The sequence below is a fragment of the Caldicellulosiruptor bescii DSM 6725 genome, from assembly GCF_000022325.1.
Classification (GTDB): domain Bacteria; phylum Bacillota; class Thermoanaerobacteria; order Caldicellulosiruptorales; family Caldicellulosiruptoraceae; genus Caldicellulosiruptor; species Caldicellulosiruptor bescii.
The window spans coordinates 1,031,318-1,054,469 of the sequence record NC_012034.1 but is presented as its reverse complement, the minus strand read 5'-3'; the positions used below and the strand labels follow the sequence as shown (position 1 = coordinate 1,054,469).

Below are 23,152 nucleotides of genomic sequence, written 5' to 3'. Positions count from 1 at the left end.
ACCATAAAAACTATAAAGAGTATCATTTGCTGCTAATTTATATCCCATTATACGAGCAATAATAACAATATCAAGAACGAAATTATTTGTTTCGATAGCGAAATTTAAAGAAATCGCGAGATATTTTGAGAAAATCTAAGGTATATTGAGAGAGGGGGAAAAAGATACATATGAATATTAAAGCACAAAATAAGAAATTTTTAAAGCTACTTTTTGTAGTGAAAAAGGTTGCTGAAGCTCTGTCAAGGAGAATAAAGCACAATAGAAGAGGACGCCCAAGGAAATTTAATTTGTTTCAAATAATAGCTTGTCTGGTTTACAAAGTTAAGAAGGGGATAAAAAGTTTCAGAGAATTAGAATATCGAATAAATCAAGACATAATAAACAAATTACCTAATCCAGGCACAAAATATTTTAATGTAAAATTTACCTATGATATATCAAATATGATGGATTATACTTATGGAGGAGTAAAAACATATACTATTTCTCTGCCGTACATTTGTAAATAATTTTTCAAAAGGGAGAAATGTTAAAACATGAACTTTGGAAATATCGAGAGAAAGAGATGCTATATAATCGTATTATTAATTTTACTTCTTATTATAAGTAACTTATTGACAGTTGCCAAGCTTTATATTTATAACAGAACATTGAAAGAAATTAAAGAAGATTTATCTCAAACTTTCTTATCTGAAATTAACCGAAGTTTAACTATAACCAACCAATTTATAGTAGATGTCCAAAATAGTTCCGAATTTAATATGACAACAATTGGATATTTGAGTGTTCTTCAGAAGAGCATCGGAAGAATGTTTTCTTTGTTAAAAATCGCAGATAATTGTTTTGAAAGTAAAAATGGCAGAGATTTTTCATTTTTTAATGTTGCATTTTTTATTTCAGGTTATGAAGATAAAATTTATCAACTTCAAATATTGCTATTAAATAATAGAGAAAAATCAAATTTCAGTGAGTAAAGTTGTTAACCAATTACTGGTTTTAAAAAATGATTTAAAATTAATTAAAAGTTTTGATATTTCAAAAATTAGCAATAGAAAAGAAGCTAAAATTAAATGGGAACAGATTGAAAAGAAACTAAAGTTTTTGAAACTGCAGAAATAAGAAATCTTCTAATATTATTAATTTTCTATCATTGAAATATTTTTTATTTGTAGCGTTTTTTAGAACTCAAACAAAATTCTTATGTTAAAACACTTTTAAACCAAGGCAAAAAGCCTCCTTTTTGGTAATCTATGCTTTATGTAAAATTCTTACTAAAAAGGAGGCTTTACTCAACACAAAATTATTTATTGTCCCTAGAAGGTAAAAATTTTCTTTTGCTTATGAATGGAATTAATAACTCATGAACCAAATGTATAAGTACTATCTTAATTAGTCTCTCAAAATTTTAATATATAGGTATATCAGTAATATTCCTTAAAGACATTATTTATTCTCCTTTAACTTTATTTAACAAGCAATAATAACCTAATTCCAATGAAGGTTCTACTGGCTTACTACCCTCTATTTCTTTAGAACTAATAAAACGAACACTAAGTCCTGTATCATTCCTTTTCACGTTTAATATTTGATATTTTTCTCTTATCTCATTATAACACTCAGGTTGCATTTCAATTTCCCAAACATTCCCACGTGAATATTCACTTAAACCTTCAAGATTACCTTGATAAAGAATTTTGCCTTTATTTAGAACGCTGAGTATGTTACAAGTATCTTCAATATCAGATATAATGTGTGTAGACAAAATTACTGTTTTGCCTAAACTAAGTTCAGCTAAGATATTGCGGAATCTTATTCTTTCTTCAGGGTCTAATCCAGCAGTCGGTTCATCCACAATTATTACCTCTGGATTCCCTAAAAAAGCTTGAGCTATTCCTAAACGTTGCTTCATCCCTCCAGATAGAGTTTTAATTTTTGAAAATCTTTTATCTCCTAAATTTACAATCTCCAATATTTGATCAGCCTGTTTCTTTATTTCTGTTCGCGATATACCTTTTAATGCACCAACAAAATACAAAAAATCTATTACAGTTACATCCCCGTACAAACCATACTCCTGGGGAAGATAACCAATAATTTGCCTTATCTCTATTGGATTTTTTGTAACATCATATCCATCATAAAAAACTGTTCCACTTGTAGGCTTTAAGACTGTTGCCATAATTTTCATCAAAGTGGTTTTGCCAGCTCCATTTGGTCCCAAAAGACCATACATTCCGCCCTCAATAGTGATATTCAAATTATCTAATGCTAACAGTTCACCATACGTTTTTGATAAATTGCGAATTTCAATTTTCATTTATAATCTTATCCCCCTGTGTATATATCTTTATTGAAAGAATTAAGAACAATAAAGCTAATAAAGAGAAAAGTGTCATTGACAGCAAAATAGAAATATTTATTCTTAGCAGTATTAAAACTACTATTAAACTTGCAATTAATGATAGTTCATAATTACGAATGAGTAAGGAAATAAAACTTGTCACATTCCCAATGAATAAACAATCTATAAAAGTGCTAACCGCAAACAAAAATAAACTATGTTCACCTTTATAATTGCCTCCTCTAATAACAAAAGATAACATAAAACAGCTTATCATTGGAATGAGACAAAACAGCAGAGCAAGCAAATATTTAAATAGAAAAATGTAAATTTTCTTTTCCGGGTAGCTTGACATAATTTCCCAATATCCCGCTGAAAACTCGGTTGTTAATATTCTGGTAAAAACACTTGCAAACATTATCAGTCCAAATATGAAAAAGGCAACCCCAAAGTTAGTATCTTCTAATTGCTTTGCAGTGAGCAAAACAGTTATGTTTACAAATAAAAAAACAACTGGCATAATAAAAACATTTATATTCTTGTTTATCTTGTAGTAAAGGTAAAGCTTATAAAACATAACGCATATTCCCTCGCTTTTCTTATCAATAACAATATTAATATTAATGAGACAAAAGTTCTATCAAATCTTCTACATTCAATTTTTGCTGCTTTTCACTATTCATAAGTTCCCTTAAAAATATCTTTGTCTTCTCAATATCATTTTCCTTATATTTTTTTATAAGCGCAACAATTGGCTCTGAAGCATCCCCACCAAAATTTCTCTTTACATTTTCTATAAATTCCTTTTCATCAAAGTGTGGGTTATACTTTTGCTCATAAATATAATCAAACAAATACTTTATACTAAGTGCAAGCATAGGTGGACCTAACCTTATACCTGGCAACGTGTCAGATATATAACCTTCTTTAACTAAATTACTATCCATGTTTTGATTAAATCCCTCATCAGATAAGTTGAACCAACCTGAAAAAACAGCCCAATCTAAATTGTGTTTATCCATCTCTAAAAGATTATTCGTTCCAGCCTTAATAAACAAATTTTCACTTATCATTATTCGACCATAGCCATTTTCAACATTCAAATTTTGCTCCAAACCTGCTAAAAAACTGTTCTGTGGCACCTCAAAAACTTGAATTCTTGGTAAAGGGACTAATTCATTTAAAAGTTTTACTTCATTTTTTATATATTGATGCAGTTTTTTAACTGATTCTTTGTGAATTGAAAGGTAATAATACTCAACTCCACCATAGACAGATTTCTCCATATTTTTGTAGCCATATATAATATTTTGATCTTCCACAATAGGAAATTTTGATTTTATATTTGAATTAAATTTTCGCGGTCTTATCTCCCGTCCTGGGTAAAGCCATTTCTTTCGAGGAATATAATTATATATTGCATGTTCCATAGGATACCAACCAGCATTTCCCGGAACAAATACCATGTTAGAAGTCATATATGCATAAGGCTTATAAATATATTCAAAAGCCTCATCACTGCATTTTGCAAATTCCTGTAAAGATCCTTGATATTCTAAAGCACAATTTACTTGTTCCTTGGGTTGAATTGTTTGATTGATATTGACTAAATCTCCTTTGCGCTGAAACTCTACTAAATTACCATCTACTTTAATGTATTTTATATTAAAATTTGAAGCTAAATAAAACCTTAACTTTTGAGGATTATTTGTGTTATTGTATGCATTAAAATTTACTTTTAATGAAAGTTTATTACCATTGAGTTCACCTTCAATACTGTAATCATCAATATGAACATTTAATACGGTATTATTGTAATACAGTATCTTTCTCAAAACTTGTTTTTCAGGAATGATTGAAAACTTCCAATATAAAACAGTAACAGCAATACAAATTGAAAATAAAACTGTCAAAGTAATGTAATTAGTTAATTTGTTGGTCTTTTCTCTGTAGGTTTTAAAAATTGTCAGAGTTAAAAACAATAAAAACAGAGAAAAAGTAATTAAAAACAGACGGCTTAAAAATAATATATCCTTCTCAACAGGAGTCATATCAAAGTTAGTTATATTCGAACTTTTGAAAATGTTCAAGTGAATTATTTCTACTATGCTCAGAGCTTTTATTGTAAACCTGTCTAAAAACATGTTAATAATTAAAACCAAAAAACTTATTATATATCCCAATATACTTTCTTTTAAAACAACTCCACAGAATGCTCCGAATGATGATAAAAATAGTACATTGATGATATTTTGAAATAAGAATATAAAAATCGTCCCCAATGTTATATGTTTGTGAAAAACAAGGGTTCGGATTAACATAATAACACTAAATTGCAAAATTGAATAAAATAAAAACACTATAAAAACAGCTGCGTAAACTCCAAAATATAACTGCCAATTACGAAAAGAATAACTATCCATTAAATCACAAAATTCGCCTTTAGAAATGCTATAATAAATCCAAACAATATATGTAATAGTGATAAAAGGAAGCAAAAGATTTTGCTGAAAATATGAACTTACAAATGCTGCTTGACCACGGTCTGTCCAAAACAAATCATAAGCATAAATGACCATAAATAAAACACTTACTAATACCAATAAGTTTAGCCAAATATTTCTTAAAAGCTGAGTTAAGTAAAATTTGAATATTATTTTTATTTGGTACATTTTATCCCCTACCTCTTGACATTCTGCTGTTTGACTCTCAATAGAATACGTTCACATATTTTCATTCTCTTTGGTATGTATTTTTATTTATAAATTAGGTTGTTGAATAAAAAATATTAACAATTATACATGTAATCTGCTACGATCGTATCCTCCATCTGTTAATACAATCTCACAGCCAAAGCCCCATGCCCTATACAAAAGCTCTTCTTGTTTTCAAGTCATGTTCATTTGCCTCTGTTAAAATCCAAAAAAGCGGTATCACTTCTTCTTTGGCTGTATACAAAAAATGTAATTTTTTCAAAATAATTAGCTTAAAAATTTTTATTTTGTGCTTTAATGCTCATGAGTATATTTTTAAAAACTTTTTTGTTACTATGTTTACTCTATATGGCTATTTCTGTTATTCAACAACCTCTTTAATCATTAATAATTTATATTCTCCATACCTCTGTTTTTTTTTACTTTTTCTTACTCTTGGAAGTTAAAATAAAATCTCGCCCACTTTACAATTAAAATCGTAATCATTGGCAAAAGGAACTTCATAAATAAATAAGAGAAATATTGGAAACAATCAAAGATAAGCCTATCAAACAAGTGTTAAATATGTATTACCCTCAGTACAACTCTACTCGACCAGTTCTTAAACAAATTATAGAAAGCTTCTAAGAATGCATTAATATTCTCAAAAAGATCAATTTACCTTACAAATAAGTTGTTGAATAAATAATTATACCATTAATGTTATTATATAGGATTACAAATTATTCCACGTGTATTTAAAAGAAAATTTACAGTTTTCAATTTTTTGAATATAGACCTCTATCAAATAAGTAATCATTATCCAGTCCACATGCCTCTTATATGTTCTAAAACCTCTTAACCTTACTTGTTCTAAATTGTATTCTCCTTCTAATTTCCCAAATAATCTTTCAATTTTTGTCCTTTGCTTATATAACCTTTGTCCTTCTTCACTTCTTAAAAATTCCATATTCTTTATCCTCAAAATATTTTTTACATTACCGAAATCCTTACTATTTCTCTTATTTACCGCCGCTACAAACTTTATCCCAAGTTTATCTGCCACCTCAAACCACTTTACACAATCATAACCTGCATCCGCTAATATCACATCAAGCCAAATATCTTAGATCAATACAAAACTTCTACTACTCTACTGTCATGGACATTTGCACGTGTCAACCACCATACTATTGGTATAACCTCATCTCCAACTGTTGCTATTACATGTAATTTATATCCATTGTAAAAACCTAAACTAATACATACTCCTGTTCCTGCTTCTTTGTCACCCCTCGAACTTCTCAAAGGGGTAGAATCTATAGCACAAACTTTTGTCTGCGGAGCTATTCTTCTTGCTAAAATTCTTGCTATTTCTTCTATATATTCTTCTTCAATTACCTTTGCCCATTTCGAAAAATATGAAATGTCAAAAGCTCTTCTCTATCCCTATAGCTTTTTTAAATTCTTCATCTTCGTTTATCTTGTATTCTAATTCCCTGAAGCTGTTTATCTTGTTTTTGACTTTGTAAACAAAACAAGCTATTATATGGCTTAACTTAAACTTCTTTGGTCTTCCTCTTCTATTGCTTTTTATCTTTAATCCCAGAGCTTTTATTACTTTCTCAATTGTCATAAGTATCTTTAAAAATTTTTGATTTTGTGTTTTAATAAAATTAGTCATTGCCATCCTCCTTTGTTATGTGTTTTTTGTCTTCTCTTCCTATAATTTTACCTCAAGGAGGATGGCTTTTTATATATCTATTTATTATCTTTTATGTTAATTTCTTTTATTCAACAACCTATTACAAAAAATAAAACAACAAAGGCACTAGCTTTTATTAGAGAAAACTTACACCCCCTATTGGCAGCTTTAAAATTTTTGTCCTCAGAGCATATTTGGGGGATTTTTGTTTCTCTGATCTCCCTAACCAATACAAAAGAGTTGACATGCCTCATTTCATATACTACTGAGCAAATTTTCTTTTAACTTCCTTAACTTTGCGATTAAAACAATCTTCCTATTTCTAATTGCTAATTTTACCAACCATACCGCACTACAGCCTTTTATGTCTCTCTCCCTAACACAGTAGTATCTTTTCTTCATTCTACCTTTCTCTTAACTCAATATCTTTATTCTACCTTTTTTCCATGCTTACTTACTACATAAACTAAATCTTTTTATTTGTCCACTTTCTGGATTGAATTTTATGCTAAGATTTTATTCAAACATTTCATACTATGTCAACATCCATTTTTCGCTTTTTTTCTTTTTTACTCTTCATTTTTTAAACCTAGCTACTTCATGCTTTAATTTACTCTTTATTTCTTTAAATTTCTATGCAGTTTATGAAATTGAAAGTAAAAATATTTATTTTCTTTCTCAAAAAATCAGCTCTCTCAACAGCATTTTTGTGTTATAATACAATCTGTTATAAACCAAACAACTTATAATGCTAATCAAAATGCAACTTAGCATGAAAAGAGTAAAAAGATGGTAAGAGTCAGATTTGCACCAAGTCCGACCGGTCAGCTTCACATAGGCGGTGCAAGGACAGCACTTCTTAATTATCTATTTGCTAAAAAACACAATGGAAAATTTATTTTGCGTATAGAAGACACCGATTTAGAAAGGTCAAGGGAAGAATGGGCAAAAGCGATTATGAAAAGCTTAAAGTGGCTTGGAATTGAATGGGATGAAGGAAAAGCTTATTATTGTTTTTGTAGCCAAGAGGAAATATAAAAAGCAAGAGGGCTGGTTGGTAACTTTACCTCAACCCTCTTATTTTTTACTGTATATTAATTATCAAAAATTATTGTCTTGAGACGTCCCTACATAAACAACCAGTCCGAACTTTTACTCTATAGCCGGAACAACAGCATCAAATTTTTCTACTTTCCCATCTTCAGTCACAGCCTCCCCGGCAAATACCCAAACAGGTTGCAAATATGGCTGCTCTTCAATTGTACCTGCATCTTCCCAGTAAGCAAGAAAAACTTCTTTGATTGTTGCAGACTTTGCCTTATGATTGATACTATTCGATGATTTTCTATTTTTAACTTTTTCAAAAGCTTTTTCTGCAGAGATTATCTTTACCTTTTTGTATTCTTCAATCTCCTTATACCATTTATAAACTTCTACTATCTTTCCATTATCACCTACAACCACTAATATCCTTGAAACACCATATACAGGCTTTCCTTTTATCTCGGGATAAAAATATACATTCTTGTGATGAACCTTATAATCATTTGTAATTTTATCGCCAGATGAAGAGTCTGTAACTGCACAATAAATAAATCTTTTATCATAAAGACCATTCTTTTTCAAAAAGTCAAGTGCAATTTTTTTTGCTTCTTCATCAGAAGGTAGATTTTGTGGATCATCATTATCAAGTCCTTTGCTATCTTCATAATGCCATCTCCCTGTGTCAATTTCATATTCCAATGCACGATAATACTTTTCATCTATTTTCTCTTTTATCAAATAAGTTCTCCATATAGGTTGATATTCCATTTCACCTTTTAGTCCAAATATTTTAGCTAAAGATTTAATCTCTATATCTATGTTTTTTGGCTTTATAAATCTGTATACCATAGCTTCAGTAGGTAAATTGTCAAATTTGGCTGTCACTTTATAGTCTATTTCAGGTATTTCATTCCCCGGCTTAGGAATATTAAGCGGCGGTATTTTGTTTGGTCTTATATACAAAAAATAACCTGCTATAAAAGCAATTATTAGCACTATAAAAGATATTTTTGATATAGTATGCATTTTAGCAGTTTTTATCTTCATTTAGCTTAACCCCTTTCATTTACCTGATAACAACTCCAGTTGGAGCTATTTTTTCCTCTGCTAATATACCATACCCTTGCTTGTAATTTTTATACCATTCTTTTTCAGGTCGACAACCATAAAAACTATAAAGAGTATCATTTGCTGCTAATTTATATCCCATTATACGAACAATACTGCTTTGACCATCTTGCCTTTGTGGCTGATAAATTCTTGCAGCTTTCACAAATGCTTTTACAAAGCTATCTTTGTATCCCGTTAAAAACTTTACAAAATCAACTGCTTCACGACTGTCTAAATACATGGTAGATGCAAAACCCATAACAAGTGTTGCGCCCTCAAATGTTTTATAAATATTCTCTAATTTTTCTTGATCCCCGTTGCTATTTAGCCAGTTACATGTATACATTATAACCCATTTTAGATTACTGTGCCCAAATCGAACTTCGTTTGTCCTTGCATTTACCTCATCATTATATTCCATTGAACTGTTATGCCAAGTTTCACCTGTACTTCTTGCAAAAAAATGAGCAGCATTCTCTTTAGAAAAACATAGTCCATGTCCAGAATAAACTAACAAATCAGCCTGTGATGTAAGCGAAGTATTCTTCAAATAGGACTCATTCGCTTCACTGTTGAGTTTTATAAGATAAGCAGTTACCCATGCATTTCTCCATAAACTATCGGCTAAATTATAAACATAATGAGCACCTGCTCTATCGCCATATGTGCATGAGCCATTTGGACTACTGTAAGTGCTAACGCCAAGGTAAATACCTTTTAAATTTGCCGAAAAAGCTACACAAAAGTTAAATATCAGTATTATAATTAAAGCAAGAGAAATATAAAATTTATTTTTAATCAATTCTACTTAGCCCCCTTGCTTTTGTTAAATTTTTTACAGTAAAAACTCAATATGAGTGTTATTATAAGAACTTTCTAAAAGTTTTCCTTTGACTATATTCCATTAAAGCAATTTAAGAAGAACAAGGTAACAGTTATTGCTAATAGTTATTAATATCAGAATTGTCAAAATAAACCTTGTCAGAATAATAAATTTTTAATGTTAATTAATCAACTTTGAGCCCTTTTTGACGGGAAATAGTTTTGAAGTATTTAAAAGGTGTTATATATACAAACAATCATCAACTCCTTTCAATGGATAAAGTAACTGTAAATAGTTATATCAAAAAAAAAAACATAATGCAATGGGCAAATTAGATAAATTTTTTATGTTATAATTGGAAATTTTCATAAATTAAAATTAATTTTTTATTTACAAATTCTAAACAGTTTTTTGCAAATGTAATATATTTTTGCTCTATCATGAATTATAAGGTAGATAAAAAGATAAGATACTCTTTCATTAACTTTTTTATGTTATAATACAATCTGTCACAAAACTAACACTGAACCAAAATAAAGCTTTAAATGAAAGGAGTAAAAAGATGGTAAGAGTTAGATTTGCACCAAGTCCAACAGGTCAGCTTCACATAGGTGGTGCAAGGACAGCACTTTTTAACTATCTATATGCCAAAAAACACAATGGAAAATTTATTTTGCGTATAGAAGATACCGATTTAGAAAGGTCAAGAGAAGAGTGGGCAAAAGGTATTATGAGAAGCTTGAGATGGCTTGGAATTGAATGGGATGAAGGACCTGATGTTGGCGGTGAATTTGGACCGTACTTTCAATCTCAGAGAAAGGAAATCTACCTTGAATACATTAAAAAGCTTTTAGAAGAAGGAAAGGCTTATTACTGTTTTTGTACACAGGAAGAGATAGAAAGAGAAAGAGAAATTGCAAGGCAGCAAAAGATACCGTACAAGTACAGCAAAAAGTGCAGGAATATCAGTTTAGAAGAAGCAAAAAAAAGAATCGAAAACGGTGAAAAGGCAGTTGTTAGAATAAAAGCACCTGTGGAAGGAACAACAGTTGTGCATGATATCATACGCGGAGATGTTGAATTTTCAAATGACCAGTTAGATGACTTTATAATCTTAAAGTCTGATGGAAATCCAACATACAACTTTGTTTGTGTAATTGATGATTATCTTATGAAAATATCGCATGTTATAAGGGCTGAAGAGCATCTTTCGAACACCCCAAAACAGCTAATAATATATGAAGCCTTAAATATTCAGCCGCCGCAGTTTGCACATGTTCCCATGATTCTGGCACCTGACAGAAGCAAGCTCAGCAAAAGACATGGTGCAACTTCAGTTGAAGAGTTTTTCGAAAATGGATACTTAAAAGAAGCAATTGTCAACTACCTTTTGCTCCTTGGCTGGTCACCTGGCGAAGACAGAACTATCATAAGTCTTGACGAAGCAATACAGAAATTTGAGCTTGAAAAGGTTTCAAAAAATGCAGCTATTTATGATATAAACAAGCTTACTTGGATAAACGGGTACTACCTCAAAGAAATAGACATTGATGATTTATATGAGAGAATGAAATATTTTTATTCCAAAAATGGTATTGATATATCAAGCTTTGATAAAGAATATGTAAAATCTGTTTTAAAGCTTGTGCGCGAAAAGGTCAAAACACTTGTTGAAGTAGTTAGTGCAAGCACTTACTTTTTTGACTCAAATTATGAATATGAACAAAAGGGTGTGGAAAAATATTTTACGGCTGATAACCTAAAATGCCTTCAACTTCTTCTTAATGATTTAAAAAATGTACAACCTTTTTCATCAGAAGAAATTGAAAAACTTGTGAGGTCAAAAGCTGAAGAATTTAATACAAAAGCTGCAAATCTTATTCATACAATAAGGATGTGCATAAGCGGAAGAACTGTAACACCTGGTCTTTTCGAGATGATGGAAGTTCTCGGTAAAGATGAAGTAATAAATAGAATAGAAAAAACACTTAAAATATTTGCGTAAATACAAAAAGGGTTGGAAGGAAAAATGTACAACTTCTTCCAACCCTTATTCTTTGTTTATTCTTCATATCCATGGGGATGTGTTGAATGCCATTTCCACGCTGTAGATATTATTGTCTCCAAACTATTATATTTCTGCTGCCACCCAAGAAGCTTTTGAGCTTTCTGTGATGATGCAACCAAGATTGAAGGGTCGCCTGCTCGTCTTGGTCCAATTTCATATGGGATTCTCTTGCCAACAACCTCACTTGCCTTTTCGATTACTTCCATTACAGAAAATCCCATCCCATTTCCCAGATTAAATATTTCACTTTTGTTGCTCTTTTCTAAATACTCCATAGCTTTTAGGTGTGCATCGCAAAGGTCAATAACATGGATGTAGTCTCTTATACAAGTGCCATCTTTTGTATTGTAATCATTGCCATATACAATAACCTTTTCACGAATACCAAGTGCTGTTTGAAGCACTATTGGAATAAGGTGTGTCTCAGGATTATGGTCTTCTCCAATAATCCCGTCGGGGTGGCTACCTGCAACGTTGAAATACCTCAGTGAGACAAATTTTAGTCCATAGGCAATATCCATCCATTTTAGCATCTTTTCAATTGCAAGTTTTGTCTCACCATAAGGATTTGTAGGCTGGGTTTTGTCCTCTTCAAGTATAGGGATGTTTTCTGGTTCTCCATAGACGGCAGCTGTTGAAGAAAACACAAGTTTTTTTACATTGTGTTTTATCATTGTGTCAACAAGGTTAAGAGTACCATAAACGTTGTTGTAGTAATACTTTATAGGATTCTCAACGCTCTCCCCCACCAAAGAAGACGCAGCAAAATGGATAACTGCCGAGATGTCATTTTCAGAAAATACTTTTTCCAAAAATTCTTTGTCTTTGAGGTCACCATTATAAAATTTTCCGCCTAAAACGGCTTTCTTATGACCTTTTTCAAGATTGTCAATAACGACAACATCATATTCCTTTTCAAGCAAAAGCCAAACCATATGGCTTCCAATATACCCTGCTCCACCAGTAACCAAAATCATCTCTTATCAATCCTTTCTTATTAAAAGAATTTTTAAATTTCTATCTCCCTTGCACCATCGTCAATCTCAAATGTGTAAAAATCTGCTTTAAGACCTGTCTTTGCATAATAGCTTTCCCCTACTTTTCTTATAAACTCTTCTATTGCATCCTTATGAACAATTGAAACTGTGCAACCACCAAAACCAGCACCAGTCATTCGTGTACCAATTACACCCTCTATTTTCAGAGCTTCTTCAAAAAGTGTATCAAGCTCAAGTCCTGTTACCTCATAGTCGTCTCTTAGCGATATATGAGATTGTATCATAAGCTTGCCAAAAGCTTCAAGGTTACCTTTTTGCAAAACTTCAATGGATTTTAAAACTCTATCGTCTTCGTACACAACATGTCTCACTCTTTTTAGGATTATTTCGTCATCAATTAAATCTTTGTACTTTTCAAACGTCTCAACGTCAAGCTCGCCAAGGCACGAAATGTTAAGTTCCTTTTTCAAAAGTTCAAGCCCTTTTTCGCACTGAGACCTTCTTTCATTGTATTTTGAGTCTGCAAGACTTCTTTTCTTGTTAGTGTTGCTAATGACAATCTTGTAATCACCAAGTTTTAAAGGTACATACCTGTACTCCATAGTGCGTGTGTTGAGAAAAATGGCATGGTCTTTTTTCCCAAGACTTGAAGCAAACTGATCCATAATACCACAGTTTACCCCAACAAACCTGTTCTCAGCTCTTTGGCATATGAAGCTAAGCTTGAGCCTGTCAATTGGCTTGTTATTGAATAGGGAGTAAACTGCAATTCCAGTTGCACACTCAATTGCAGCAGATGATGAAAGCCCTGCTCCGTGCGGTACAGTGTCGTGAAAGAGCATGTCAAGACCTCCAACTTCATATCCTGCCTCTTTTAGCTCTTTTACAACACCAAGCTGGTAATTTCCCCATCTGATATTTTTATACTCATCAATCTTATCGATGTCTGCTTCAACAAGCTCTTTTAGGTCTGTTGCATACAAGCAAATTTTTTTGTCGTTTCTTTTTCGAGCAAGAACGGTGGTACCAACATTGAGTGCCGCAGGGAAAACATACCCACCGTTGTAGTCTGTATGCTCACCGATTAGGTTTACTCTCCCACTTGAGAAAAAGCACCTGATAGGCTCTTTATTTTCGCCATATACATCTTTGAACATCTTCAAAAGTTCTTCAATCTTCATTTACTTGATTCCTCCTTGCATCTTTTTCATAAATCTTTTATAAGCCTGTCTCAGCTCTTCTGCCTTTTCCTCAGGTGAAGTGGTGTTACACGGTGCCCATGCCCCTGTTTCACTCGACGCATTAAACTTTTGTTTATCTTTCGAGCGCATAGGTGGGTAAAATTCTACATGAAAATGGTAAAATTTTGAATAGTCCTCATCGACATTGACAGGTAGCTGATGCATACACATCATGTACGGGAACTGATAGTCAAAAAGACTATCCAATGTTCCTGTTGTCTCTTTTAATATCTTTGCAAAGCTGTTTTTTTCTTCTGCTGAAAGGTCAGCAATCGTCCCCACATGTCGTTTTGGAGATATAAACACACCATAAGGATATTCAGTAAAGAAAGGTAGGTATGTTACAAAATGGTCGTTTTCTATGATTATTCTCTTTTTAAACTCCATCTCTTCTCTGTCAATCCTGCAGATTAAACACTCACCATGATCTTCATAGTGCATCTTAGCACTTTCAAGTTCACGTAAGATTTTTAGTGGTATCCATGAATATCCATATATCTGACCATGTGGATGCGGCATTGTGACACCCACTACCTCACCTCTGTTTTCAAAGATGAATATAAACTTTATGTTTTTATCTTTCCTTAGAGTTTCAAATCTTTCAACCCATAAGTCCACAAGCTTTCTTATATGAGAGACCTCAAGCTCAGGCAGTGTTATGATATGATTTGGAGAGTACAAAATCACCTCACATTTTCCATATGCGGGTGCAACCTTATAAAAAGACGTAGCAACATCATCTGGTTGTGGTGGATTTTGCATTAAAGCTGGAAAGTCGTTATCATATTCTAAAACATCATAACTTTCTGGAACCTTGCCAGAACCAGGACAAAACGGGCACCAGTCTTTAGGCATTTGTGGTCTTTCTTGTCTGTGCGATGCAATCATTACCCAGTCACGTAAAAGAGGATTCCATCTAAGTTCTGCCATTTTTTCTCCCCCACATCAAAATAAAATTTTTTCTCCTTTCTTCCTATTTTTCATTCTAAAAAAAAAGAAGTGCAATTTGAATGCACTTCTTTTTTATGTATTAGCATTTTTTTTAGGTGTATCATAAATATATTTATCCTTCTTGTAATTCATTGGAGACACTCCATACTTTCTTTTAAACAATCTGCTAAAATAGTTCTGGTCTTCTATTCCAACCATCTTTGAGATTTCTCCAATCGGAAGGTCTGTTGTTTCTATGAGCTCTTTCGATTTTTTAAGCCTTATGTTAATAAGATATTCCTTGAATGTCACACCAAGTTGCTTTTTGAAAAGATAGCTCAAGTAAGTTGGAGATAAATATACCATTTTAGCCAAATCATCAAGTGTTATCTCTTCCATATAGTGGTTTTTAATATATTCAATTATCCTTTCAATTGACGAGAGAGAAGAAATTCTTATCATCTCTGAGTCTATAATGTATTTTGCCACTATATGCATCATATCAAGTACACTTTTCAGTTTTTCCTGGTCAATGAAGGTAAGCTTGAAAAAGCTCTCTTTTACTCTTTGTATGTCCACTGGCTGACCGTCTAATTTTTTTGCAATTTGTTCCCACATCTTTTCTGATGGCGGCTCTAAAAGAATCTGACCAATAAAAAGTGAGCCTATATAGCTTGTGTTGAAAAACAGAGGAATAACAGCCTCAATAAGCCCCATGTGACACTTATAAACATGTATACCCTTTTTCTTTTGAGCAGTCTGTGCACCGTTTATATCAGATTCTCGGCACGCTTCACCATTTTTATAATAGTTTTTCATTATAGTACAAAATTCACATGTGCCTTTCTTCTTATTTTCTACCCATTCGTTGTCAGCTGTCAAAAAGTTTGCTGAGATTCCTGTAATGTAAGAAAAGTTATCTAAAACCGAAATCAAATCGTCATACTTGATAATCTCTTTAAAATCCATATCCTTTTTACACCCTCTATAATCTTAATCAATACAGACCACTTTGATACCATTTTGCATAAAAATATCAGCTGTAATGCCACTTCCTTCAACCAGTTTTCCTGAAAAGCTTCCATCATAGATTTTGCCATAGCCACAAGAAGGACTTTTAGACTTTAAAAATGCAATTTGTGCACCGAAAAAACTTGCAAGTTTTAGAGCTTCATAAGCACCTTTATAAAAATTATCGGTAAAATCCCTGCCTGTTATATCTATAACCCTGCCATCTTTTATCTCACAGGGATTTCGTGGTGTTGGAAGTCCTCCAAGCTGTTCAGGACAAATGGGAATAAGAATGTACTCATTTTTCAATCTTTCAACAACTTCTTCTCTCAAATTGTTTGTCCCATCATATTTTGTATTGAGCCCTATAAGACAGCTGCTGATGAGCGCATATTTCATTTTTTACCCTTCTTCTGCGTTATTGCCTCTTCCATAAATTTGGTTATGGCAAATTGCACCTGTTTTACCCCCATACCAGATTTAGCTGAAAAGTGGTAAAATAACTCCTTTTCTATCCCCAGTTCTTTTGAAATAAGCTCTGTATTTTTTGCAAGTTCATTATTTGAAAGTTTATCACACTTTGTTAGTACAATCATGATAGGAATTTCTTTTTTATCAAAAAAGCCAAGCATAATCTTATCATCTTCTGTGGGAAGATGTCTTGAATCTAAAAGCAAAACAGAAAGTTTTAGCTCCTGCCTTTCAAGCAGGTACTCCTCAATCATGGTTCTCCATCTTCGCTTTTCCTCTTTTGAAACCTCAGCATAGCCATAGCCCGGCAGGTCAACAACCCTGAACTTGTTGTCTATATTGAAAAAATTGATTGTTCGGGTTTTCCCCGGGGTTGACCCAACCTTTGCAAGCTTGTCTTTGAACACAGCATTTATAAATGATGATTTCCCTACGTTTGACCTTCCGCAAATGCACATCTCTGGCATTTTAATCGGCGGATAGTCTTCTTTTTTCACAGCAATCTTTTCAAGCCTTGCATTGGAAAGATTAATTTTCAAATTAATTTTCACCCCCCTTTACTTTACTATTGCAACATCAAACACCTCATCAATTGTTTTTACAAATATAAAGTTCATATCTTTTTTTACATAGTCTTCAAGCTCATCTACATCCTTTTTATTTCCAATAGGTAGTATTACATTTTTAATACCCATTCTCTTTGCTGCTAAAACCTTCTCTTTAACCCCGCCAATTGGAAGTACCCTACCGCTTAAAGTAATCTCGCCTGTCATGGCAACATCGTATCTTACTCTTCTCTGTGAAAGTGCCGAAACCATTGCAGTTGCCATTGTCACTCCAGCAGACGGTCCATCTTTTGGAATAGCACCTTCTGGAACATGAATGTGAATATCACACTCTTTGTAAAAGTTTTGGTCAATTCCAAGTTCTTTCGCCCTTGACCTTATAATACTCACTGCAGCCTTTGCTGACTCTTTCATAACATCGCCAAGCTGACCTGTAAGTTCTAACTTGCCAGACCCTGGCATAACAAGTGCTTCGACAAAAAGAGTTTCACCACCAAATGGAGTCCATGCAAGACCCGTCACAATACCAATCCTATTTTCTTCTATTAACTCATCTCTTCTGTACTTAGGTGTACCTAAGTACTTCTCAAGATTCTTTGATGTGATTTTTACCATCTTTTTGTTTTTTTCTAAAATTTCCTTAGCAACACGCCTACACAATCTCGCAATTTCTCTTTCTAAATTTCTCACACCTGATTCACGTGTATAAAATGCTATAATATCCTTTATAGCACTCTCTTCACATCTCAGTTGAGATTTTTTAAGCCCATTCTGTTCTAATTGCTTGGGCAAAAGGTACCTTCTAGCAATCTCAAGCTTCTCTTCTTCAGTATACCCTGTAATCTCAATCACTTCAAGCCTGTCAAGTAAAGGTCTTGGAATTGTCTCAAGTGTGTTTGCTGTTGCTATGAACATTACTTCAGACAAATCAAAAGGAATTTCAATATAATGGTCGCGGAATGCAAAGTTCTGTTCACTGTCCAAGACCTCTAAAAGCGCAGATGCAGGGTCACCCCTAAAATCATTCGACATCTTGTCAATCTCATCCAAAAGTATAAGAGGGTTTTTTGTTTTTGCCTGACGAAGAGCATAAATAATTCTTCCTGGCATTGCACCAACATAGGTTTTCCTGTGTCCTCGTATCTCTGCTTCATCCCGAAGACCACCAAGCGAAATTCTTACATAATTTCTGTTAAGTGCACGTGCTATTGATTTTGCAATTGATGTCTTCCCAACACCAGGTGGTCCTACTAAACACAAAATAGGCCCTTTCATGTCATTTTTTAGTTTCCTTACAGCAATATACTCAAGTATCCTTTCTTTTACTTTTGTAAGCCCATAGTGGTCTTCATCAAGCACTTTTTTGACCAGATTTATATCAATCTTTTCATCGCTTCTCACATTCCATGGAAGGTCAACAATCCAGTCAAGGTACGTTCTTATAACCCCAACCTCGGGCGAGTTTGGAGGCAATTTCTCAAGCCTATCTATTTCTTTGAACACCTTTTGAAGGCTTTCCTGGCTCAGTCCCAGTTTTTTGACCTGCTCTCTATATTCCTCTGCCTCAGAAAAAAGGCTGTCTTTTTCCCCAAGTTCGCTCTGGATTGCCTTTAGCTGTTCTCTCAGATAATACTCTTTTTGGGTTTTATCAATCTGTTTTTTCACTTTGATAGCAATTTTTCTTTCAATCTCAATTATTTCTTTTTCCTTTAGTATCATTTCATATAGTTTTACAAGTCTTTCTTTCAAGTCAACCTTTTCAAGTAAAAGCTGTTTATCTTCAAGCTTGACAACAACATTTGCAGCTATAACATCTGCAAGCTGGTCAGGGCTTTGAATTGTAGTGACAGACAAAATAGCATCAGGTGGAATTTTGTTTGTGAGTCTTGCAAACTCTTCAAATGCTCCAACCACATTTCTTATGAGTGCTTCTAATTCAGGATCATCTTCTAATTTAATTTCATTTTCTTTATATTCTTCAACCTCAACTAAAAAATATGGGTTTGTTGACAAATATCTTATAACTCGTGCTCTATAGAGACCTTCAACAAGTATCCTTGAAGTCTCGCTTGGCAGTTTTAACATCTGCTTTACCTTTGCAACTGTGCCAAACTGATACATATCATCCGGTGTTGGTTCTTCTTGTTTTGGGTCTTTTTGAGAAAGAAGCAAAACAAGCTGGTCATTTTCCATAGCTTGTTCTAATGCCTTAAGAGAAATTTGTCTTCCAACATCAAAGTGAAGCATCATGTATGGAAAAACCACAAGCCCACGCAGAGGAATCACTGGTATTGTTCTTGTAGATACTGTGCTGCTCAAATTTTATCTGCCTCCGTTTTTATAATTTTATTTCTGGGTGTATAATTATATTAAAACTCTTCAAAGGAGCTAATGGCTATGATGGAAAACTTGATAGACAAACTCATTCAAAATCCTATTATACCAGCTATAAGAGACAAAGCAATACTTGAATATGCAATAAATTCTGAATGCAGTGTCATTTTTCTTCTTCACTCTTCTATTTTAACCATAAAAGATGAAATTAATATGATAAAACGAAAAAACAAAACAGTTTTCGTCCACATAGACCTAATTGAAGGTGTGGGAAAAGACGAAAAAGGGATTGAGTTTGTTATAAACTGTGGTGCTGATGGTATTATATCAACAAGGCAAAACTTAATCAACTATGCTTCTTCTCTTTCTGTACCTTGCGTTCAAAGAATATTTTTGATAGACTCGCAGTCCATAACATCCGGTCTTAAGATAATTGAAAACTCTAAGCCAACACTAATTGAGGTGTTGCCAGGTGTAATACCAAAAGCAATACAAAGGCTGGCCATTTCAACTACAATCCCTATTATTGCAGGCGGGATGATTGAAACAAAAGAAGAGGTAATACAGGCTCTCTCTTCCGGTGCTGTTGCAATCTCAACAAGCAAACCTGACCTCTTTTCAATCATATGATGAGTCTTTTTTGCCAACCCTTCTTGTTGCAACAACATCAGCACCAGTATCAAGAATATTTTTCACAATCACACTTCCTATCTCAACTGGTGCTAAAACTTCTATGCCTTTTAAGATTGAGATAGCTTCAAAAATTTTCTCCTTAGGAATAGGTATGTTAGTTCGAACAGGCACAAAGTCTATTTCACCATTTTTAACATGGACGGTGGTTGTAAGAATTCTTTTAGGGTTTGTAAACTCTTCTTTTGCCCACTTCATCCCTCTTTTGCACCCAAATCCAGTAAACTCAAAAGTATCACCTTGTGCCTTTTTTTCAATTGTGCAGCCTCTTGGGCAAAGAATGCATGTGACTTTATTTTTCTGCATTTTGGCTTCTTCTCTCCTTTTTTTGCCTTTAAATGTTTTGCAAGCTTACCACAATATCATTAGAAAAATCCAACTGAGAGAGAATCTTTTGTGAAATTTCTATACCCTCCATCTCACCAGGTGTTAAAATGCTTTTTTTGATCTCAATAAGAATTTTGCCTGCATTAGAAATAGTCACAACAGCATCTTTATAAAAATTATCTACCCTAAACCTGAGAACAAAGGGCTGGACAAAATTTTTGTTTAGCTTTTGCGGCACAACATATTTTATACCCTCTTTTGCCACAATATTTATATGAATGTTATTTTCAAAAAGCTCAGGGTGCTGAGAATATATTGCAGCATACCTTCCTGCTGTCTGCGCCTCTTTTGTAACATTGTCAACAAGATCATGAACATGAAGAACATTTCCACAGGCAAATATCCCTTTTTGCGAGGTTGAAAATGTATTGTCAACAACTGGACCTCCTGTTTTTGAATCAAGAACAACTCCAGCTTTTTTACTCAGTTCATTTTCAGGTATCAGCCCAACAGAAAATAGCACCGTGTCGCATTCGATAAACCTTTCTGTTGACGGAATTTCTTGCAGTTGAGAGTCCACCTTTGCAATTGTAACACCTTCAACTCTATACTTTCCGTGAATCTTTACAACCTTGTGCGATAAAAGAAGAGGTATCCCAAAATCATCTAAGCATTGAACAATGTTTCTTCTTAGCCCTGTAGAGTAGGGCATTATCTCCACCACTGCCTTTACCTCTATCCCTTCTAAAGTAAGACGTCTTGCCATGATAAGACCTATATCCCCAGACCCAACAATTACTGCTTTTTTGCCAATTCTGTATCCTTCAATGTTTATAAACCTTTGAGCCTGACCTGCTGTGAAAATCCCCGCAGGTCTTGTTCCAGGTGTCATTATAGCACCCCTTGTTCTTTCCCTGCATCCCATTGCAAGCACAATAGCATCTGTTTTTATCCTCTTAAGCCCTTTTTTATTGACAGCTACTATTTCCTTTTCTGGGGTTATGTCTATCACATGAGTTTCGGTAAGATATTCAATTTGGCTTTCAATCACTTGTTCAATAAACCTGTGGGCATACTCAGGTCCTGTTAGTTCTTCCTTGAAATAGTGAAGTCCAAAGCCAGGATGAATACACTGGTTTAAAATCCCTCCTAAAAACTTGTCTCTCTCTATGATCAGCACTTTTTTATCATCCAAGCTCTTAAAACTTTCTAAAGCAGCCGCAAGTCCGGCTGGTCCACCACCTATGACAACTACTTTATATTTTTCCATCTCAGTCTTCCCACCTTTTCTCGGTCAGAATATAAGAGTTTATTCCAAATTTTGTTATTTTAGTTTTGTCAATTTTTAGCTCCCTTGAAAGTATATCCATCACACGAGGCAGACAAAATCCTCCCTGGCACCTTCCCATACCAGCTCTTGTTCTTCTTTTGATACCATCTATGGTCCTTGCACCTCTTTTTATTGCTTCAACTATCTCATATTCAGACACAAGCTCACATCTGCACACAATGTTCCCAAAACTCGGATAAAGCTTAATCATTCTTTCTTTTTCTTCATCAGAAAGCTTTGAAAACCTTTTTATATCTTCCCTATAAGGATTAAAATTAAGATTTCTTTTCGCGTTAAGTTTTCTGCTTACAAGTCCAGCGATATACCTTCCTATTGCCAACGATGCGGTAAGACCTGGTGACTCAATTCCTGCAACGTTTATAAAGTTTTTGACATCTTCGTCTTCTTCAATAATAAAGTCATGAGTATCCGGTGTTGCTCTGATTCCCGAAAAGATTGTTATTACATCTCTCTTGCTCAGGCTTGGCAATACTTTCCTTGCCTTTTCAAATACCTCATCAAGCCCCTTTTGGGTTGTAGCTGTGTCATCCTTGTCATCTATATACTCAGAGTTTGGTCCAATAAGTAAATTTCCATCTACAGTCGGGGCAACTAAAATTCCTTTTCCCTTTTCTGTGGGTACCTGAAAAATGACTCTGGTAACTGGCATCTTATCTGGCTTGTCTAAGATGTAGTACTGTCCGCGTCTTGGATATATTTTAAAAAGCTTTGCTCCTGCCAATTTACTTATTTCATCTGCATACACTCCTGCACAGTTTATTAAAACCCTGGTTTTTATAAAGTGGCCGTCCGCTGAATGAACCACAAAATAGTCTCCATCTTTTTCTATTTTGCAGACTTCAAAGCCAAATATCACATCTGCTCCATTTTGAATAGCATTTTCAAAAAGGGCGACTGTTAATTTATACGGATTTGTAATTCCAGAGTATGGAGCAAAAAGTGCTGCTTTTATGTTTCTGCTCAAATTCGGCTCATTTGCAAAAACCCACTCTTGACTTTTTATCTCAAGCCCTTTAACACCATTTCTTTTTCCTCTTTGCAAAAGTTCTTCCAATACATTTATTTCATGGTCATCAAATGCAACCACAAGCGAACCAATCATCTTATACTCAACATCAAGTTCATTGCAAATATCTGCAAATATATTGTTACCCTCAACATTGAATCTTGCCTTTTGGGTCCCCTCAATTGGGTCATAACCTGCATGCACTATTGCGGAGTTTGCTTTGGACGCACCTTCTGCAACATCTTCCATCTTTTCAAGACTGCATACTTTTAATCTGTAACGTGTTAGTTCTCTTAAAATTGACATGCCAACAACTCCCGCTCCTATTACAGCAACATCATAAATTCTGCTCATATTATCACCCTTTTCAAAATATGGTAAATAAAAAGCCTGCAAATAGCCCCTTTTTAAATGAAGCTATTTGCAGGCTCTCCACATCT

At 33.6% G+C, this 23,152-nt stretch carries 19 protein-coding genes and 4 pseudogenes; 5 read left to right on the top strand and 18 right to left on the bottom strand.

Annotation, left to right across the window (positions count from 1 at the left end; all coding sequences use genetic code 11):
* Positions 1-170: 170 nt before the first annotated feature.
* Both ATHE_RS14480 and ATHE_RS04755 read left to right on the top strand, forming a co-directional pair.
* Positions 171-377: pseudogene (locus ATHE_RS14480) on the top strand (ISNCY family transposase); the annotation flags it as partial.
* Positions 378-539: 162 nt separating this feature from the next.
* Positions 540-977 carry a hypothetical protein gene (locus ATHE_RS04755; protein WP_015907476.1) on the top strand — a complete coding sequence of 146 codons (438 nt, stop codon included), beginning with the start codon at positions 540-542 and terminating at the stop codon, positions 975-977.
* A gap of 473 nt (positions 978-1,450) precedes the next feature.
* On the opposite strand, the gene ATHE_RS04750 is transcribed toward ATHE_RS04755, so the two are convergent.
* The 6 genes and pseudogenes from ATHE_RS04750 to ATHE_RS14625 form a co-directional block, all read right to left on the bottom strand.
* Positions 1,451-2,320 (bottom strand): ABC transporter ATP-binding protein, encoded by an 870-nt coding sequence (locus ATHE_RS04750; protein ID WP_015907475.1) that lies wholly within the window; start codon positions 2,318-2,320, stop codon positions 1,451-1,453.
* Entirely contained in the window at positions 2,310-2,864 is a 555-nt protein-coding gene (locus ATHE_RS04745) for a hypothetical protein (protein ID WP_143287408.1), read from the bottom strand. Before ATHE_RS04745 ends, ATHE_RS04750 begins: the two co-directional genes overlap by 11 nt.
* Positions 2,865-2,964: 100 nt before the next feature.
* A complete protein-coding gene (locus ATHE_RS04740) occupies positions 2,965-5,016 on the bottom strand; it encodes an ABC transporter permease (RefSeq protein ID WP_015907473.1) in 2,052 nt (683 codons plus the stop codon).
* Between the two features lie 135 nt (positions 5,017-5,151).
* Positions 5,152-5,314 (bottom strand): annotated as a pseudogene (locus ATHE_RS15465) (ISNCY family transposase); the annotation flags it as partial.
* 459 nt (positions 5,315-5,773) lie between these two features.
* Positions 5,774-6,721: pseudogene (locus tag ATHE_RS04735) on the bottom strand (transposase).
* Between the two features lie 276 nt (positions 6,722-6,997).
* Positions 6,998-7,144 carry a hypothetical protein gene (locus tag ATHE_RS14625; RefSeq protein ID WP_015907472.1) on the bottom strand — a complete coding sequence of 49 codons (147 nt, stop codon included), beginning with the start codon at positions 7,142-7,144 and terminating at the stop codon, positions 6,998-7,000.
* A gap of 387 nt (positions 7,145-7,531) precedes the next feature.
* On the opposite strand from ATHE_RS14625, the pseudogene ATHE_RS04730 reads away from it, so the two are divergent.
* Positions 7,532-7,777: pseudogene (locus tag ATHE_RS04730) on the top strand (glutamate--tRNA ligase family protein); the annotation flags it as partial.
* Positions 7,778-7,894: 117 nt separating this feature from the next.
* On the opposite strand, the gene ATHE_RS04725 reads toward ATHE_RS04730, so the two are convergent.
* Together ATHE_RS04725 and ATHE_RS04720 are read right to left on the bottom strand one after the other, a co-directional pair.
* Positions 7,895-8,833 (bottom strand): hypothetical protein, encoded by a 939-nt coding sequence (locus tag ATHE_RS04725; protein ID WP_015907470.1) that lies wholly within the window; start codon positions 8,831-8,833, stop codon positions 7,895-7,897.
* A 19-nt stretch (positions 8,834-8,852) separates the two neighbouring features.
* Positions 8,853-9,698: a DUF6345 domain-containing protein gene (locus ATHE_RS04720; protein WP_015907469.1), complete on the bottom strand. Its 846-nt coding sequence runs from the start codon at positions 9,696-9,698 to the stop codon at positions 8,853-8,855.
* A 583-nt stretch (positions 9,699-10,281) separates the two neighbouring features.
* Here ATHE_RS04720 and gltX point away from each other — a divergent pair.
* A complete protein-coding gene (gene gltX / locus ATHE_RS04715) occupies positions 10,282-11,724 on the top strand; it encodes a glutamate--tRNA ligase (protein ID WP_015907468.1) in 1,443 nt (480 codons plus the stop codon).
* A 56-nt stretch (positions 11,725-11,780) separates the two neighbouring features.
* On the opposite strand, the gene galE is transcribed toward gltX, so the two are convergent.
* The 7 genes from galE to lon all read right to left on the bottom strand — a co-directional run bounded on the left by galE (position 11,781) and on the right by lon (position 19,323).
* Positions 11,781-12,764: a UDP-glucose 4-epimerase GalE gene (gene galE, locus ATHE_RS04710; RefSeq protein ID WP_015907467.1), complete on the bottom strand. Its 984-nt coding sequence runs from the start codon at positions 12,762-12,764 to the stop codon at positions 11,781-11,783.
* A gap of 32 nt (positions 12,765-12,796) precedes the next feature.
* The gene (locus ATHE_RS04705) at positions 12,797-13,966 is read right to left on the bottom strand and encodes a galactokinase (RefSeq protein ID WP_015907466.1); all 1,170 of its coding nucleotides are present in this window, start codon (positions 13,964-13,966) and stop codon (positions 12,797-12,799) included.
* Entirely contained in the window at positions 13,967-14,956 is a 990-nt protein-coding gene (galT, locus tag ATHE_RS04700) for a galactose-1-phosphate uridylyltransferase (protein WP_015907465.1), read from the bottom strand.
* Positions 14,957-15,049: 93 nt separating this feature from the next.
* Positions 15,050-15,925 (bottom strand): PocR ligand-binding domain-containing protein, encoded by an 876-nt coding sequence (locus ATHE_RS04695; RefSeq protein ID WP_015907464.1) that lies wholly within the window; start codon positions 15,923-15,925, stop codon positions 15,050-15,052.
* Positions 15,926-15,949: 24 nt separating this feature from the next.
* Positions 15,950-16,366 carry a DUF523 domain-containing protein gene (locus ATHE_RS04690; protein ID WP_015907463.1) on the bottom strand — a complete coding sequence of 139 codons (417 nt, stop codon included), beginning with the start codon at positions 16,364-16,366 and terminating at the stop codon, positions 15,950-15,952.
* Positions 16,363-16,977, bottom strand: coding sequence for a ribosome biogenesis GTP-binding protein YihA/YsxC (gene yihA, locus ATHE_RS04685; protein WP_015907462.1), 615 nt, complete (start codon positions 16,975-16,977; stop codon positions 16,363-16,365). Before yihA ends, ATHE_RS04690 begins: the two co-directional genes overlap by 4 nt.
* A gap of 18 nt (positions 16,978-16,995) precedes the next feature.
* Complete coding sequence (lon, locus tag ATHE_RS04680; RefSeq protein ID WP_015907461.1) at positions 16,996-19,323, bottom strand: endopeptidase La; 2,328 nt, start codon at positions 19,321-19,323, stop codon at positions 16,996-16,998.
* A gap of 81 nt (positions 19,324-19,404) precedes the next feature.
* Between lon and ATHE_RS04675 the strand changes: the two genes are divergently transcribed.
* Entirely contained in the window at positions 19,405-19,968 is a 564-nt protein-coding gene (locus ATHE_RS04675) for a glycerol-3-phosphate responsive antiterminator (protein ID WP_013430681.1), read from the top strand.
* Here ATHE_RS04675 and ATHE_RS04670 read toward each other — a convergent pair.
* Genes ATHE_RS04670 through ATHE_RS04660 form a run of 3 tightly spaced genes read right to left on the bottom strand, consistent with a single transcriptional unit; the run spans position 19,957 to position 23,066 of the window.
* Complete coding sequence (locus tag ATHE_RS04670; RefSeq protein WP_015907460.1) at positions 19,957-20,334, bottom strand: DUF1667 domain-containing protein; 378 nt, start codon at positions 20,332-20,334, stop codon at positions 19,957-19,959. The genes ATHE_RS04675 and ATHE_RS04670 overlap by 12 nt on opposite strands.
* A 28-nt stretch (positions 20,335-20,362) precedes the next feature.
* Positions 20,363-21,625 (bottom strand): NAD(P)/FAD-dependent oxidoreductase, encoded by a 1,263-nt coding sequence (locus ATHE_RS04665; RefSeq protein WP_015907459.1) that lies wholly within the window; start codon positions 21,623-21,625, stop codon positions 20,363-20,365.
* Position 21,626: 1 nt separating this feature from the next.
* A complete protein-coding gene (locus ATHE_RS04660; RefSeq protein ID WP_015907458.1) occupies positions 21,627-23,066 on the bottom strand; it encodes an NAD(P)/FAD-dependent oxidoreductase in 1,440 nt (479 codons plus the stop codon).
* Positions 23,067-23,152 lie beyond the last annotated feature (86 nt).

Bases quoted from the DNA above. Each gene is read 5' to 3' on its own strand.
- ATHE_RS04665 (WP_015907459.1), bottom strand. From the start codon at position 21,625: ATGGAAAAATATAAAGTAGTTGTCATAGGTGGTGGACCAGCCGGACTT.
- gltX (WP_015907468.1), top strand. From the start codon at position 10,282: ATGGTAAGAGTTAGATTTGCACCAAGTCCAACAGGTCAGCTTCACATA.
- ATHE_RS04660 (WP_015907458.1), bottom strand. From the start codon at position 23,066: ATGAGCAGAATTTATGATGTTGCTGTAATAGGAGCGGGAGTTGTTGGC.
- galE (WP_015907467.1), bottom strand. From the start codon at position 12,764: ATGATTTTGGTTACTGGTGGAGCAGGGTATATTGGAAGCCATATGGTT.
- ATHE_RS04695 (WP_015907464.1), bottom strand. From the start codon at position 15,925: ATGGATTTTAAAGAGATTATCAAGTATGACGATTTGATTTCGGTTTTA.
- ATHE_RS04750 (WP_015907475.1), bottom strand. From the start codon at position 2,320: ATGAAAATTGAAATTCGCAATTTATCAAAAACGTATGGTGAACTGTTA.
- ATHE_RS04745 (WP_143287408.1), bottom strand. From the start codon at position 2,864: ATGCCAGTTGTTTTTTTATTTGTAAACATAACTGTTTTGCTCACTGCA.
- ATHE_RS04740 (WP_015907473.1), bottom strand. From the start codon at position 5,016: ATGTACCAAATAAAAATAATATTCAAATTTTACTTAACTCAGCTTTTA.
- ATHE_RS04690 (WP_015907463.1), bottom strand. From the start codon at position 16,366: ATGAAATATGCGCTCATCAGCAGCTGTCTTATAGGGCTCAATACAAAA.
- ATHE_RS04675 (WP_013430681.1), top strand. From the start codon at position 19,405: ATGGAAAACTTGATAGACAAACTCATTCAAAATCCTATTATACCAGCT.
- ATHE_RS14625 (WP_015907472.1), bottom strand. From the start codon at position 7,144: ATGAAGAAAAGATACTACTGTGTTAGGGAGAGAGACATAAAAGGCTGT.
- ATHE_RS04705 (WP_015907466.1), bottom strand. From the start codon at position 13,966: ATGAAGATTGAAGAACTTTTGAAGATGTTCAAAGATGTATATGGCGAA.
- galT (WP_015907465.1), bottom strand. From the start codon at position 14,956: ATGGCAGAACTTAGATGGAATCCTCTTTTACGTGACTGGGTAATGATT.
- ATHE_RS04755 (WP_015907476.1), top strand. From the start codon at position 540: ATGAACTTTGGAAATATCGAGAGAAAGAGATGCTATATAATCGTATTA.
- ATHE_RS04670 (WP_015907460.1), bottom strand. From the start codon at position 20,334: ATGCAGAAAAATAAAGTCACATGCATTCTTTGCCCAAGAGGCTGCACA.
- ATHE_RS04725 (WP_015907470.1), bottom strand. From the start codon at position 8,833: ATGAAGATAAAAACTGCTAAAATGCATACTATATCAAAAATATCTTTT.